General features: G+C 65.0%; 15 protein-coding genes. 7 read left to right on the top strand and 8 right to left on the bottom strand.

All coding sequences use genetic code 11. The features are described 5' to 3' along the window. The first annotated feature begins 8 nt into the window (after positions 1 to 8). The 3 genes from B0W80_RS18205 to B0W80_RS18195 are packed head-to-tail and all read left to right on the top strand — an operon-like array spanning position 9 to position 3182. Positions 9 to 1394, top strand: a complete 1386-nt coding sequence (locus B0W80_RS18205; RefSeq protein ID WP_077000567.1) for a 3-isopropylmalate dehydratase large subunit — start codon at positions 9 to 11, stop codon at positions 1392 to 1394. Next, a complete protein-coding gene (gene leuD / locus B0W80_RS18200; protein WP_077000566.1) occupies positions 1391 to 2023 on the top strand; it encodes a 3-isopropylmalate dehydratase small subunit in 633 nt (210 codons plus the stop codon). The genes B0W80_RS18205 and leuD overlap by 4 nt, the downstream gene beginning before the upstream one ends. After that, positions 2016 to 3182: a CapA family protein gene (locus tag B0W80_RS18195; RefSeq protein ID WP_179106967.1), complete on the top strand. Its 1167-nt coding sequence runs from the start codon at positions 2016 to 2018 to the stop codon at positions 3180 to 3182. Before leuD ends, B0W80_RS18195 begins: the two co-directional genes overlap by 8 nt. Positions 3183 to 3291: 109 nt before the next feature. Here B0W80_RS18195 and B0W80_RS18190 read toward each other — a convergent pair whose 3' ends face one another. From B0W80_RS18190 to B0W80_RS18160, 7 genes are all read right to left on the bottom strand, one after another. Continuing rightward, positions 3292 to 3972 (bottom strand): dienelactone hydrolase family protein, encoded by a 681-nt coding sequence (locus B0W80_RS18190; protein ID WP_077000564.1) that lies wholly within the window; start codon positions 3970 to 3972, stop codon positions 3292 to 3294. Between the two features lie 25 nt (positions 3973 to 3997). Beyond that, complete coding sequence (locus B0W80_RS18185) at positions 3998 to 4978, bottom strand: tripartite tricarboxylate transporter substrate binding protein (RefSeq protein ID WP_077000563.1); 981 nt, start codon at positions 4976 to 4978, stop codon at positions 3998 to 4000. Between the two features lie 56 nt (positions 4979 to 5034). Continuing rightward, positions 5035 to 6000, bottom strand: a complete 966-nt coding sequence (locus tag B0W80_RS35530) for a hypothetical protein (RefSeq protein WP_179106966.1) — start codon at positions 5998 to 6000, stop codon at positions 5035 to 5037. A gap of 88 nt (positions 6001 to 6088) precedes the next feature. Continuing rightward, positions 6089 to 6955, bottom strand: coding sequence for an AraC family transcriptional regulator (locus B0W80_RS18175; RefSeq protein WP_083745477.1), 867 nt, complete (start codon positions 6953 to 6955; stop codon positions 6089 to 6091). A 284-nt stretch (positions 6956 to 7239) separates the two neighbouring features. Further along, positions 7240 to 7833, bottom strand: a complete 594-nt coding sequence (locus B0W80_RS18170) for a hypothetical protein (protein WP_077000560.1) — start codon at positions 7831 to 7833, stop codon at positions 7240 to 7242. Positions 7834 to 7932: 99 nt separating this feature from the next. Next, positions 7933 to 8526 carry a TetR/AcrR family transcriptional regulator gene (locus tag B0W80_RS18165; RefSeq protein ID WP_077000559.1) on the bottom strand — a complete coding sequence of 198 codons (594 nt, stop codon included), beginning with the start codon at positions 8524 to 8526 and terminating at the stop codon, positions 7933 to 7935. Between the two features lie 93 nt (positions 8527 to 8619). Continuing rightward, positions 8620 to 9480 (bottom strand): LysR family transcriptional regulator, encoded by an 861-nt coding sequence (locus B0W80_RS18160; protein WP_077000558.1) that lies wholly within the window; start codon positions 9478 to 9480, stop codon positions 8620 to 8622. Positions 9481 to 9638: 158 nt separating this feature from the next. Here B0W80_RS18160 and B0W80_RS18155 point away from each other — a divergent pair, with 158 nt between their 5' ends. From B0W80_RS18155 to B0W80_RS18140, 4 genes are all read left to right on the top strand, one after another. Then, a complete protein-coding gene (locus B0W80_RS18155) occupies positions 9639 to 10496 on the top strand; it encodes an NAD(P)-dependent oxidoreductase (RefSeq protein WP_077000557.1) in 858 nt (285 codons plus the stop codon). 43 nt (positions 10497 to 10539) lie between these two features. After that, a complete protein-coding gene (locus B0W80_RS18150; protein WP_077000556.1) occupies positions 10540 to 11958 on the top strand; it encodes an MFS transporter in 1419 nt (472 codons plus the stop codon). Between the two features lie 131 nt (positions 11959 to 12089). Then, entirely contained in the window at positions 12090 to 13022 is a 933-nt protein-coding gene (locus B0W80_RS18145; RefSeq protein ID WP_083745476.1) for a fumarylacetoacetate hydrolase family protein, read from the top strand. A 58-nt stretch (positions 13023 to 13080) separates the two neighbouring features. Continuing rightward, a complete protein-coding gene (locus B0W80_RS18140; RefSeq protein ID WP_077000554.1) occupies positions 13081 to 14052 on the top strand; it encodes a tripartite tricarboxylate transporter substrate binding protein in 972 nt (323 codons plus the stop codon). Between the two features lie 34 nt (positions 14053 to 14086). On the opposite strand, the gene B0W80_RS18135 is transcribed toward B0W80_RS18140, so the two are convergent. After that, positions 14087 to 14719, bottom strand: a complete 633-nt coding sequence (locus tag B0W80_RS18135; RefSeq protein ID WP_179106965.1) for a GntR family transcriptional regulator — start codon at positions 14717 to 14719, stop codon at positions 14087 to 14089. Between the last annotated feature and the right edge of the window lie 80 nt (positions 14720 to 14799).

The raw sequence follows: 14799 nt of genomic DNA, 5'->3' as shown, positions 1-14799 counted from the left end.
CTCGGAACATGCCTTTCACCACCCTGGACAAGATCTGGAACGGGCACAGGATCAAGTCGTCGGCCGATGGCCTCGACCTGCTCTTCGTGGATCGCCACTACCTCACCGATCTGAGTGGAACGCTCGGCCTGGAGGATCTGCAGGCAGCGCACCGCCCGATCCGCCGCCCTGACTTGAGCTTCGCCATCCCCGATCACATGATCGAGACCGCGCCGCATGGCGAGCCGGCAACCCTGCCGGCCAACAAGCGATTCGTCGAGCCGCTCAGGCGTCTTTCTGCCGAGGCTTCGATCCAGCATCTCGGGCGTGAGTCGGGGCGGCAGGGCATCGTTCACGTGACGGCGCTCGAAGACGGCCTGACCTTGCCAGGCCTGGTGGTCGTCTGCGGAGACAGCCACACCACCACCCACGGCGCGCTTGGTGCGCTGGCGCTGGGCATTGGCTCCACGGAGGTCGCCCACGTGCTCGCCACGCAGGCGATCTGGGTCAAAAAGCCGAAGCAGGCCCGGGTCCGGCTGACCGGCCGCACGGGCCCGGGCGTTTTTGCGAAAGACATCGCGCTGGGCCTCATCGCCAGCCTCGGTGCCGATTTTGGCCGCGAGCACGCGCTGGCCTTCGAGGGCGAGGCTGTGGAGCGCATGTCGATCGAGGAGCGTGCGACGCTGTGCAACATGGCCGTCGAACTCGGCGCGCGCATCGGCTATGTGGCGCCGGACGAAACCAGCTTCAGCTACCTCTCCAGGACGAAGGCAGCGCCCCGGGGAGACCTGTGGGACCTTGCCGTGCAGGCCTGGCGCGAGCTGCGGCCCGATGCCGATGCTGCCTACGACAAGGACGTCAGCTTCGACGTGTCGGCTCTCACGCCCCAGATCACCTGGGGCACGAGCGTGCAGCACGGCATGGGAATCGATGGGATCGTCCCGGACGGTGGCGAGCTCGACGCATCGCGCGCCTACATGGATGTCCGCGCTGGCCAGACGTTGGTCGACACGCCCATCCAGCATGTGTTCATCGGCTCCTGCACCAACAGCCGGATCGAGGATCTGCGCGTGGCTGCCGGCATCGCTCGTCAGGGGAAAGTCGCCCAGGGCGTGCGGGCCTGGGTCGTGCCCGGTTCGCAGGCGGTGCAGCGGCAAGCCGAAGCCGAAGGACTCGACACGATCTTTCGCGACGCAGGATTTCATTGGCGCCTGCCCGGCTGCTCCATGTGCGTGGGCACCAATGGCGACACCGTGCCCACGGGCGAGCGCTGTGTCTCGACCTCGAACCGCAACTTCGTCGGAAGGCAGGGGCCCGGTGCGCGCACCCACCTGGCCAGCCCGGCCACCGCGGCGGCCTCCGCTCTCGCCGGCCGTATTGCCGACCCTCGCCCTTTCGTCGATCACCTGTCATGACCACGCCATTCCTACGCCATTCCGGCCGCGCCGTCAGTCTGCCGCTGGACAACATCGACACCGACGTGATCATCCCGATGCAGCAGCTCCTGAGGGCGCCGCGCAGTGAGCTGGGTCGATATGCCTTCAACGCGCTGCGCTACGACGCGGAAGGAGCGGAGCGCGCAGATTTCCCATTGAACGACGCGAAGGGGCGCGGCGCAAGCGTGATCGTGGGCGGGCGCAACTTCGGTTGCGGCAGCTCACGCGAAGGCGCTGTCTACGCGCTCGCAGGGTTGGGCATTCGCGCGATCGTCGCGAGTTCGTACGGCGACATCTTTTTCAGCAACTGCGTCAAGAACGGCCTGCTGCCCGTCCTTCTTGCGCCCGCCGAACTGGATCGCATGCACGCGGCGATCGCGGCCTCGCCCGACCCCGTCGATGCAGCGATCGATCTCGAGGCACAGAAGGTGGCGCTCAGCACGGGCGCGTCGTTCTCGTTCGACATCGATCACGCGCACAAGCAAAGGCTGATCGATGGCACCGATGAAGTGGCGCTCACCCTGATGGCCGAGGACGACATTCGAAGCTTCGAGCGTGAGCACGAGATTGCTCGCCCGTGGGCGCTGCCGGGAAAGCATGGTGAGTGAACCATCGCAGCAATCCGCAACATCCGTTCGGCTCGTTGCAGTGGGCGATGTGTTTCTCAATCGCAAGAACCCCCTGGAATCCTTTGAGCATGTGGGCGAGATTCTTGAGGCGGGCGACATCACCTTCGGCAATTCGGAAGGCACCTACGCCGTCAACCAAACGCCGGACGCCGACATGATGGCCGCGATCATTGCGTCGCCCGACAACATCGCCGCCTTGGCCCGAACAGGATTCGATGTCATGTCGGTGGCCAACAACCACATCAATGACTGGGGCCGTGCGGGCATGCACTCGACGGTCGGGCGCTTGCAACGCGAGGGCATCCAGACGGTCGGCTTCGGCAAGAACATCGACGACGCATTCGCCCCCATTGGCGTCGAGGCCAAGGGGCACCGAGTGGCCTTCGTCGCGGCGTCGATGATCGGCTCATGGAACGCCGCGGCGACCGCGGATCGCGACGGCGTGGCCATGCTCGAGGTCTCGACGCAATATCACGACGTTCACAAGCAGCCTGGAAGCCCGCCGCATGTCCGGTCGCAGCTCACGGAGCCTGCCATCGCTCGTGTCGCCAAAAGCTTCGAAGCCGCAAAGCGCACTGCCGACTTCGTCGTCGCCAGCTTTCACTGGGGTGTCCATTGCTTTCCCGCCAGCCTGGCCGAATACGAGCGTTCACTCGCCAGACTGGCCATCGACCACGGTGCCGATGTCGTCTTGGGCCACCATCAGCACATCCTGAAGGGCGTGGACTTCTACAAGGGCAAACCCATACTGCACGGGCTGGGAAACTTCGCCTTCGACTTGGTCGACATCGAGAAAATCGCGTCGCCCGCGGCCGTGCGCGAAACCATCGAGATCTACGGCGAGTACGGCATCTTCTCGCGGGAGGGCTACCCGACGGTGCCGTTCCACGAGGAATCGCGGATGACGGTCGTCGCCCATATCGAGCTCGCGCCAGGGACGGACCCCGTCGTCGAACTGACGCCCTGCATGATCCATACGAATGGGCAACCCCGGCCGATCCCGGCATCTGACACCTCATCGTTCGCGAGCTTCATGGCGTACTTGAAAAGGATCCACTGGCTGGCGAATCTCGATACGGAGATCGGGCAGCGCGGCGATCGAATATTCGTGCGCGCGACGCTGCGTGGGCAAGCGTAGGCGTCGTCATGCTCCACACGGCGGTGTTGCGAGCGGCGATCGGCGCCAGCGGCGCGGCCGCCAGGTGCGGCCGGCTGGTGCGACCGCCCGCTCGCACCAAGCCCCTCTGCTAGACGTGCTCGCGCAGGAACGCCAGCGTGCGCTCCAGCGCAAGTTCGTGGCTCGCCGGGTGGAAGCTGGCTCGTTCGTCACATGAGAACCCGTGGCCCGCGCCAGGATAGACATGGATCTCGACCGGCGCACCGGGCGGATTCGCCTGGACTTCCCTCACCTTGTCGACACCGGTGAGCGGGATGCCCTGATCCTCTGCGCCGAAGTGCATCAGCACCGGGCAGCGCGGCTGCTCCTCCGCGTGATTGGGGATCTGCGCGCCATAGTACGCGACCGCCGCGGAAACCCCGTCGAGACGGGTGGCGGCCATCCAGGCGAGCGAGCCGCCGAGGCAGTAGCCGACCACGCCGACCTTGCCGACATCGGCGACGGCGTTGATGGCCGCCTGCACGTCCATTTGCATCAAGGGCCATTGCATTTTCCCGAGCAGAGCCCGGCCTTCGGTACGGTCGCTCTCGGCGTACCCCAGCTCGACGCCACGCTGGACGCGATCGAAGAGCGCCGGCGAGATGACCTGCCAGCCCTGCGCGGCGAAGCGGTCGCACACGCCGCGGATGTGGTGGTTCACGCCGAAGATCTCCTGGATCACGACGAGCGCGCCGCGCGGCTTGCCAGTGGGCGCCGAGACATAGGCCGAGAGTTCGTGGCCGTCGGCGGCTTTCAAAGTTGGTGTGGACATGGTTTGGCCTTCCTTGGTTGGGTGGTTAATCGAGCTTCACGCCGCCGATGTCGCGGACGATCCTCGTCCACGTCGCGGCGTTTTCGGACAGGAACTTCGACGTGGGCCCCATGGGCATCGCATTCGGCTCCTGGTCCATGTCGCCCAGCCTCGTGACGACGTCCGTCGTTTGGACGCTCTCCACGACGGCATCGCTGAGCTTCTGCAGCAAGGGCTTGGGCACGGCAGCCGGCGCGAAGACGCCGAACCATGTGACGAAGTCGTTCATCGCGGGCATGCCCAACTCGGCAAAGGTGGGCACGTCGGGAAGCGAGCGGCTCCTTCGGATGCCGCCGGCAGCAAGCGCTTTCACCCGGCCGGCCTTGATCATTCCCTTGGCCGAGCCCGGGTCGGTGAACATGGCCGTGACCTGGCCTGATGCGAGGTCCTGCATGGCTGGTGCGGACCCCTTGTAGGCGATGTGCTCCATCGACAGGGTGACGAGCTTGTTGAAATAGGCGCCGGCCAGGTGCGACTCCGAGCCCGCGCCGAAGGAGGCATAGCTGAGCGGCTGCGCGGACTGCTTCGCCCACCCGACGAACTCCTGCAGGTTGTTCGCGGGAACCGACGAGTTGACGAGAAGCACCATGGGCGCCTGCGATACCCGTGCGACCGCAGCGAAATCGCGGCGCGGATCGTAGGCCATCTTGGAGTACAGCAAAGGGCTCAGCACGATCGGCGACCCGTTCGTCAGGAGGATGGTGTAGCCGTCTCCCGGCGCCTTTGCAACCAGATCGGTTCCCAACATGCCGGCCGCGCCGGGACGGTTGTCGACGACGACGGGTTGACCGAGGGTTTGCGACAGCTTCAGTGCCACGATCCGCGCCGCTGTGTCCGTGCCGCCGCCGGGCGCATAAGGCACGACCATGCGGACAGGACGATGAGGATAGTCGCCGCCTTGCGCCTGGGCACCGGTGACGACGAGGGCCGCGCAAAGTGCTGCGGTGACGAATGGAATGTTGCGCATGATGATGTCTCCTTTTTTCTTTGTTTCGCGAGCGCCTCGGCGGCGCTCATGCCGGATCAGAGTTGGACGCCCATGTGCACCCACTCCAGGCTGCGGATGTCGCCGAATTCGCGTTCGAGCTTCGTCCAATTCGCACCACCATCCAGCGACCGCATCACCTGGCCGTACGCCGTGCATGCGAAAAGGATCATCGGGTCGCCAGGATGCGGCGCGACCTTCCACACGGTGCTGTTGGCGCGCACGGGCAACTCCACCTCGCTCCACGAGTCGCCGTGGTCGGTGCTTCGGAACAGGCGCCCCCAGCTGCCCGGCGGGCCATCCCCATTGGTCGCGAACAGCAGCCCGGGCACGCCAGCAACCGCGTTGACCGATCGCGTGTAGGCTGCCGGCGAATCGATCGGTACAGGGCGCCATGTCTCGCCTTCGTCGTCGCTGCAATGCAGGCCTTCGTCCGTTGCCACCATCACGCGCCTGCGCCCCGGTACCAGCGTGATGCCATGGATGTCGTGCGACTTCAGCCCGTCGACGAGCCGCTGCCAGGTGTCGCCGCCATCGCGCGAGCGCCAAACGCCGTCGATCTCGACGCTGGCCCAAATGGCCAAGGGGTCGTCGGGATCGAAAACGATCCGCGTCACACGCGGGTAGTTCACGTAGCGGCAGCGCTGGGCCATCCGCGCCGGCAGCCACTCCCAATTGCGGCCGCCGTCCTTCGACCGGAACAGGCTGGCGGGCTTGCGGGTGCCGGCGATCAGCAGGTCGGGATCGTGCGGCGAATGCGCCACCGCCCAGACCGGGGTGTCGCTGAAGTCGCAGTGCAGCGCGTCCCAGCCAAGTTCGTGGCCGCGCCAGCGGTAAACACCCTCATCGGTTCCGGCGAGAAACTCGTCAGGGCGTCGCGGGTGCGAGCTGATCGCCCAGATCGGCATTTGGGGATACAGGCCTTTTGTGAGCCTGGTCCACGTCTCTCCCAAGTCGGTACTGCTCCAGGCCAGCGTAGCCGCCGTGCCCACCACGATGTGCATGTCGTCTCCATCCGGCGATCACGATCCGCCGCATGAAGGAAATGTAGAAGTGGGAGCCATGAGCGCGCTAACCCCGATCGTGCACGACTTACCCGTTTGTCCCGAAATGCAGCGTGACGCTGCGGCGGCGGAAAGAGGCAGGCGTTTCGCCGGTGTGCATCGCGAAGAAGCGGGAGAAATGACCGGGCGAGCTGAACCCGAGTTCGTCGCTGATGTCCGCGATGGGCTCGGTCCCGCCAATCAGGCGCTCCACCGCCCATTGCATTCTTGCCGCGTTCAGGAACAGCCGCGGCGGCACGCCGAAGCAGTCCTTGAAGCGCCTGTAGAACTGCGTGCGGGAGATGCCCACCTCGGCCGCGATCTCGTCGACGTTCAAGCGGCCGCTGTTCGCGCGCGCAAGTTGCGCCGCACGGTCGATACGTCTGTCCCAGGCGTAAGGTTGTGCACGTGCCTGAGGGCGCGCCGCGGCGGGAACCAGCCGGCCCAGGCAGTCGATCAGCGACATGATGAGCGGATGCGAGGCATTGGCCGCCTCGGGCTCGAGGCCGGCGAAGGCGGTTCGGATGCTGCACAGAAGATCGAAGACCTCATCCTCGATGCGCACGGGACCATGACGGCCCGTCAGCGCCCGTGCAGGTGACTCGTTGCGCGACAACCAGGTCGGGCTCAGCGCAAGCATGAGGACGAACGCCGGCGCCGACGAATCGACATGGCGCGCGTGGATATTCCAGGAAGGGATGACCAGGGCTTCCCTCTCCCTCACACGCTCGCGCCGGCCGTCGAGCTGATACAGGAGGGGCGGCCCGCCTAGGTTGAACGACACCTGGACTTCACCATGCGCATGCGCACCCACGCTGCGTCTGGCCCAGCCGCCCATGATCCGGCCGAACTCTCCTGCTGCGAGGAGAACGGGCGGCATTGCTGCGGCGTCTTGCGTTTGCACCATGTCAGCCATGCCGCGCAGTCAAAGATCGACTCGCGCCAGTCCAGCGGCAATCCAGCAACGCGATTCTGCGCGGGCGACGAGCGGCCGGTGGTCCGCTACGCATCCCGCCAATTCTGTTCAGCATAGCTGCAAGCTTATCGCAGTATGTCGATCAGGCATACCAAAAAAGCATCCTTCAAGCCGCGTGGAGACTGGTCCTGCCGGGACGCAGACCCATCGAGATTGGCAACGGAGGGGTCACCCGGCTCGGCGGGCTCACGCGGCGCGATGCCGACGAAGACTGACGACTGCGATCAACGCGCTGCGGCGCGCGGACCGCGAGACCATGCGGACGAAACGGCCAGCGAGAGTGCCGAGACCAGAAAATAGAAGGCGCCGAACGCCGCGTAAGGCGCGATGTCGGAAACCGTGGGCACGCGCGCTCCACCTGCACGCACGATGAAGAAGCCTCCTGCAAGCGCAGACTGCGCCCCGCTGAGGATCATGGCCCATTGAGCGCCATGCACCTTCCAACGGCGGACGCCCGTGGCAAGCTGAAAAATCCCGGCGAGCATCGCCCATGCGCCATACACACCGAGCACCGCATGCATGTCGATCGTGAGCGCGATCGCCACCGCTGCGGTGGCCACGCCGCTCACGACGACGTTGAGCATCTGGGTGAAGTTCTTCCCGAGTCCTCCGTGGCGCCGTGCGTCCGCCAGATTGGCCAGGGCGTCCCACGCCGGATAGACGACGAGCAGCACAGCGGCGACTGACGGCATCTTCGTGGCGACTGCGAAGGCAGCAGCGACCCACACGAGGGAGAACGCAGCGCGTGCGAGGTAGTACCGCGTGAGCCAATCGCTTGCTCGTGCAGACGTCGGTGGGGCGAGCGTCGTTTCAGTCATGTTCGTTCCTTGTTCGGAGGTTGAGTACACGGGGTTTCCAATCTACTAGTTGATAGGGATTCGAGATAAATAAGCGGCGATCGCGGTCGCCTGCTGGCGCTAGTGTTTGGCTGCCAACAGCTGCTTCACGCCCTGCTGGACGACTGTGGCGAATGCCTCCGGGTCGCCATGAACACGCGCTGCCAGCATGCCGCCATGCACGGTCGCCATGAGCGCCATGGCTTCCGAGGCGGCGTCGGTCCGCAACCCAAAAATCCCTTTGGCAGCGCCTTGTTCAAGAACCACGGTCAGCCATGCTTTCAAGTCCATGAAATGAGCTCGAACCTCGTCCGCGACCAACTGCGGAAGGGCGGGCAGCTCGGAACCGAGCATGGCGCAGACGCAAAACGGTGCCGTTCCGTCGCGAATGCAGCTCTCCCAGTAGCCCGTGTAGGCACGGAGCCGCTCGAGAGGATCCGGAATCATTCTCTGCAGCCCGGCCAGGCCTTCACGGCCGTGTTCGCGATACCGCCGCAGGACGGTCTGCACCAGCTCGACTTTGCTGGGAAAGTGATGGTGGATGCTGGGCTTGCTGATTCGCACCGCTTCCGATATGTCAGCGTAGCTGAACCCGTTGTAGCCTCTCGTCGCCAGCAGCCCCTGCGCGCAATCCGCGATCTCGGCAGCCTTGGGAGAGAGTTCAGCGAAGTTCATGCGCGCAGTCTACCTACTAGTAGATTTGTGTCAAGCCGTAGAGATCCTCGCCACCATGCAAAAGGTCGGACGCGAGCACGACAAGTCTCTGCCTCACGAACGGAGGCGACCTATGTGACCCGTGACGGTGGCAATGAAGGCACGCAGGCGGTTCAGCCGCCGCAGATCGCGGTGGTAGCCCATCCAGATTTCTCTCGGCGGCGGCTGCTCTGGAAGGTGCAGCCTTCGCACGCCCACGGTCTGGGCGCCGACCACCTGCGGTAGCACCGCGATGCCGACGCCATGCGCACACATTCGTCCCTGCACGTTCCGGTTGTTGGAAGCGAGGACTGGCCGGGCGTTGGGAAAACTGGCCTTGAGCCATTCGATATCCGGAAAGCGGCCTGTCGAGGTGTCGTGCGTGACGAGCCGAAAGCCGGCGCCATCGCCGAATACCGGATCGGCGGACTCTTCCGCGACATAGACGCCGTAAGGCAGCCGGACCAGCCGTCGCTGCACGACATCGGGCGCGTTGAACGGAACGATCCTGAAAGCGACGTCGGCCTCCCTCTTGGCGAGGTTGAACAGGCGAGTGCCTGTGAGGATCTCGACATCGACGTGTGGATAGGCCTTGGCGAACTCCGAGATGACCGGCGGAAGCACGTACGCGCCGAACCAGTCGGCCGACGAGATTCGCAAGAGGCCTTGCAGTTTGCTTTCTCGCCCGGCAAGGCGCCGTTCCATCGCGAGTGCGCCTTCTTCCATTTGCTCCGCCAGCGCGACGATGCCGGCGCCCTCTTCCGTCAGGACGAAGCCGTCTGCAGTCCGCTGAAACAACGTATGGCCGATGGCCTGCTCCAGTGCCCGGACACGACGCCCGATCGTGGGATGGCTCAGGTGCAGTGCGCGCGCGGCACCGCCCAGCGTACCCGTACGCGCCACGGCCAAGAAGATTCTGACGTCACTCCACTCCAACTGGCCTCCAACGAACGGTACCCACAAAAATGAACGAGCAGAGTACAGCATTGTCAGTTGTCGAACAAATTCAACTCGCTAGATTCTCCATGTACCGGCGGTGAGCTTGGCGAAGCCACTTCAAAGGCAGCCGCCGTCGCTGAGAAAGGAAGCAATCCATGGACATCGGCATCATCGGCCTGGGCGCGATGGGCTCCGCGATGGCGAAGAACATCGTCGCCGCCGGTCATCGGGTGAACGCGTGGACGCGGTCGGGTGGGAGCGTCGTCGGCGTCACCATGCTGGGCGACCCGCGAGAGGTGTTCGACGCGGATGCGGTCCTCACCATGCTCTCGGACGACGACGCGATACGCGGCGTGATCCTCGATACGGAAGTCTTGGCGTCCGCACGCCCCGGGGTCGTCCACGTCGTGTCGTCGACCATTTCGCTCGCATTTGCGCGCGAGCTCGAAAGTGCGCATCAAGCCGCGGGGGTGGGCTTCGTGTCGGCGCCCGTGCTAGGACGACCGGATGTCGCCGCCCGAGGTGAACTCAACGTCCTGGTCAGCGGCGCGCCGGCGGAGGTCGAGCGCGTGCGTCCCCTGCTCGAGGCGATCAGCAGGCGCATTTGGCCGTTGGGCGACGACGCCCCGGCGGCCAACGCTGCCAAGATCGCCTGCAACATGATGATCGCCATGGCCATCGAGGCCATGGCTGAAGCCGTGGTGCTGACGGAGGCCCAAGGCGTGCCGCGCGAACGCTTCTTCGAGTTGATCCTCGGCACTCTGTTCGACAGCCGCCCCTACCGGACCTACTCGGCAAACATCTCGGCGGGCGCCTACCAACCCGGCTTCAAGGCCGAACTGGGCCTCAAGGATCTGCGCCTGGCCACCCAGGCAGCCAGCGCCGCGAATCGGACGCTGCCCATGCTGGAAGCCACGCGCGCCCGCATGCAGGACGCAGTCGACGCGGGTTGGGGCGAGCAGGACTGGTCGGCCATGGCGAAATTCACGATCGAGAACGGACAGGCCCCTTGAACACCGCACCCGAACATGCCCCGTCCGCAACGCACGCAATCCCATGAAAACCGCAACGACGATCTCTTCGCCTGATCGAGCTGGGCTCGATTCCCGCCGATGGCTTGCCCTGGCTGTTCTGCTGGTCGGCACGCTGTTGCCGCCGCTGGACTTCTTCATCGTCAACGTCACGCTGCCCATCATCCAGGCCGACCTTCACGCGACATCCTCGGTGGCGCAGCTGGTCATCTCCGTGTACGCGGCGGCCTATGCGGTCATGCTCATCCTCGGAGCACGCCTGGGCGACCTCTATGGGCGCAGGCGCGTCTTCATCGCCGGGATGATCGGCTTCGGCGCAGCGTCGGCCCTGTGCGGATTCGCCACCTCTGCGGGCATGCTGATCGCGGGACGGCTCCTGCAGGGCATCACGGCCGCGATCATGGCCCCCCAGTCACTGGCATCCATCCATGCCATCTTTCCGGCGCACGAGAAGACGCGCGCGCTCAGCATGTACGGCACCACCTTCGGATTGGCGTCCGTTGCGGGACAGCTGCTGGGTGGGGCGCTCGTCTCGAGCGATCTGCTCGGCCTCGGGTGGCGCGCCGTGTTTCTCATCAACCTTCCGATAATCTTGTTCGCCGTGCCGGCAGCGTCCGCATGGGTGCGCGAAAGCCGGTCGGAACAGACGGCTCGCCTAGATGTCGTCGGCACGCTGCTGCTCGCAGCAGGTTTGCTGGCGGTGGTCGTCCCCCTCATCGAGGGGCGCGAACGTCATTGGCCGTGGTGGTGCGTCGGCGTGCTGGCGCTGAGCGCGCCGCTGCTCGTCGCATTCTGGAAGTACGAGAAGCGCAGCGAGGGCCAGAACCGCATGCCGCTGGTCGTGCCCTCGCTCCTTGCCGCACCCGGTCTGCGGCGCAGCCTTGCAGCCACCTTCTTCTTCTACTCGATCGCACCCTTCTTCCTCGTGTTCGCGGTGTATCAGCAGGCGGGGCTGGGCCGCGACGCACTGGCCGCGGGGCTCGCGATTCTGCCCCTGGGCATCGGCTTCCTGGTGGGGCCAATGTGCAGCCCCGGACTGGCGCGGCGCCTGGGCTCCGGCACGGCTGCCTTCGGCATGGCCCTGGAGGTCGCGGGGATGGCGGGGGCCGCTGCCTTGGCGTGGGTGGACGCCCCGGTCTGGCTCCCGTTGCCGCTCTTCCTGATTGGCCTGGGACAGGGCATTGCGTTGCCGGCGCTGGTGCGCTTGAGCGTCGACCAAGTGAATGGGCGTTGGGCAGGACTGGCGGCGGGACTGGTCAATGCGACGCTGCAGATCAGCGCAGCTGTTTCCACCGCGGTCATTGGCGGCCTGTTCTTCAGCCTCGCATCGGACGGTGACGGCGCGAGCGACGTGAAAGCCGCGTTCTCCGTTGCGACGCTCGCGATCGGTGGCGGCCTTGCGCTCGCGGCGGTTCTCAGTCGAAAGCGACAGAACACTTCCTGATCCTAAATCGGCTCCGCGCGCCGGCGGCGAACCATCCAGCGCCAACGCTCGGGCTTCATCGACACCGCGCTTGAATTCTGTTGAATTCAACTGCATTCAGGTGGTAGCATTTGGGCTTTTTTGGAGACTTCATGAGACTTGCCACCTATTTCCTGCGCAGTGACGGCGCAGCGCATCCACGTCTTGGCGTGTCTGACCAGGGTCAGATGATCGATATCGCTCGCTTGGGCAAAGCTGTAGGACGCGCTCTGCCCACGACCATGAAAGCGCTTTTGGAAAAAGGAGCGCAAGGACTCGAAGAGGTCCGCGCGCTCGTCGCGAGCACCGACAGGACCAAAGCCGATGCCGCGCACCCCCTTGAAGCGATCGGCTTCCTGCCACCCATCGCCGACGCGCACAAGTTCCTGTGCGTGGGCAAGAACTATCGCACCCACTTGCTCGAGTTGCAGCGGACCGACCTGATCAAGGAGCTCCCGACAGAGCCGACCGGATTCATCAAGCTGAACGACTGCTTGAGCGGGCACGACAGTGCCGTCGAGCGGCCGCCGAGCGTCCATCACCTCGACTACGAGCCAGAGCTCGTGTTCGTGATCGGCAAGCCCGCATACCAAGTGGCGGCCGCGGACGCGTTCTCTTACGTCGCGGGCATCACCATCCTCAACGATCTGACCTGCCGCGACACGCAGAAGCGGGAGGTGGCGTCCGGCTCGCGCTTCTGGACAGCGAAGAACGCCCCGGGATTCGGGCCGCTGGGGCCTTACATCATCACCATGGACGAAGTGAGAGACCCCTACGACATCTGGGTGACATGCAGCGTGAACGGAGAGCAGCGCATGCGCGTGAACACGAGCGACCAGATCTGGAAACTGCCCCAGATCATCGAGCACTTTTCCCGCCTGGTTCCACTCATGCCGGGCGACATGTTCTCGACCGGGGCGCCGGGTGGCGTGGCCGTCGGAAAGCCAAACGCCGAAGAACTCTTTCTCAAGCCCGGCGACGTGGTGGAGTGTGCCTTCGAAGAGCCCTCGATGGTGCTGCGCACCCACATCGTTGCACCGTCCTGAGCTCGCCTGCGCCAAAGCGCACCTCGATCCAACAAACAACAAGCACGGACAAATCGAAATGCGAATTCTCACGAAAGCAGCGGCGCTGCATGCCCTGGGCTTGGCAGTTGCGCTTGCAACAGGGGGAGCAGCAGGCCCCTCATTCGCCCAGACCTACCCGACGAAGCCTGTGACGATCATCGTGCCGTTCCCGCCGGCAGGCGGCGCTGACACGCTGGCGCGCATTCTCGCGGTGCAACTGGGCAAGGCATGGAAGCAATCCGTACTGGTCGACAACCGCCCGGGAGCGTCGGGGCACATCGGCGCGAATTACGTCGCACGCGCTCCCGGCGATGGCTACACCCTCATCATGAGCTCGACCGCCGCGCTGACCAAGGAGAACGCCGACAAGTTCGCGCCCGTTGCGTTGGTCTCGGCGTCGCCGTACGTCGTCGCCGCGAATCCGAAGCTCGGCGTCAAGAACATCCGCGAGCTGGTCGCCAAGGCGAAGGCCGAGCCGAACAAGATCACCTTCGGGTCATCGGGAGACGGATCGGGGTCGCATTTGACAGCCGAACTCTTCAACCAGGTCGCCGGCGTGGAACTGACGCACGTTCCTTACAAGGGCACGGGGCAAGCCGTCAACGATCTTCTCGCCGGCACCATCGACCTCATGTTCGCGCCGAGCCAGACCGTCTCGCCGCATGTGAAATCGGGAAAGCTGGTGGCGCTGGCGGCAACGGGCGAGAAGCGGTCCAAGGCAACGCCGGAACTGCCGACCATCGCAGAAGCTGGCGTTCCCAACTACGCAGCGGTCGGTTGGTTCGGCCTGCTCGCACCGGCGTCGACGCCGAAGGCGCTGGTCGAGAAGCTCGGGGCAGACGTCAACCGCGCGCTGAGCGACCCCGCCGTCGAGAAGTCGATGCTGGAAGCAGGCGCGGAGCCTGCGCATGGCACGCCTGCCTCCTTTGGCAAGTTCATCCATGACGAGTTGAACAAGTGGGAGTCGCTCGAAGCGCGAACGGCCAAGAACAAGGGCGGGAAGTCGTAACGCGCGACGCGGCGCGCCTCGGAGCGGCCAAGCCTCAGCTCTGCTCGCGGGGGAGCAGCGCCTTGAGGCGGGTGCGCTGGCCGCCAGCCAGGTGGAGTCGCATCGTTTCTCGCGCGCCTTCGATGTCACGCTGCGCGATCGCGTTGACCAGGCGGACGTGCTCGGCATGCGCACTGGCAGCCCTCTTCGGGTCACTGGCAGTTGCGGGGCCCAGCAGGATCATCGGTGATTGCAGGCTTCTCAGTGTCGTCAGCAGATATCTGTTGTGCGCGCTGCGATAGATCGCCTCATGAAGTCGTCGATTCAGGCGCTCACGGCGAATCGGATCCTGCAGCAGTTCCTTCTCGGCGGCCAGCATGTCGCGCAGCACATCCACTTCGGCCTCAGTTGCGTTCTGCGCAGCCAGCGCCGCCGCGGTTGTCTCGAGCACGAGCCGCATTGCGTAAAGTTCGATGACCATCTGCTGGTCGAGCCGTGCCACCACCCGCCCTAGGTAGGGCTCGTGAACGATGAGCCCATCCGTTTCGAGCCAAGAGATCGCCTCCCTGACGGGCGTTCTGCTGATCTCGAGCTTGTCGGCCAGTCCGTTCACGCTGATGCGGTCACCCGGTCGCAGAACTCCGGTTTCGATGGCCTCGTGCAGCTTCTCGTAGGCCGCCTGTCCCATGGACTTGGCGGAAGGTCCTGACTGGTCCCGCATCTTTTTCAGTTCACCTGGAATGTCGGGCCGGCAGTGCTGCGATCACT

It is taken from the genome of Variovorax sp. KK3 (genome assembly GCF_001984055.1).
GTDB lineage: Bacteria > Pseudomonadota > Gammaproteobacteria > Burkholderiales > Burkholderiaceae_C > Variovorax.
The sequence above is the reverse complement of the archived record's forward strand: the minus strand, read 5'-3'. Positions and strand labels throughout refer to the sequence as shown.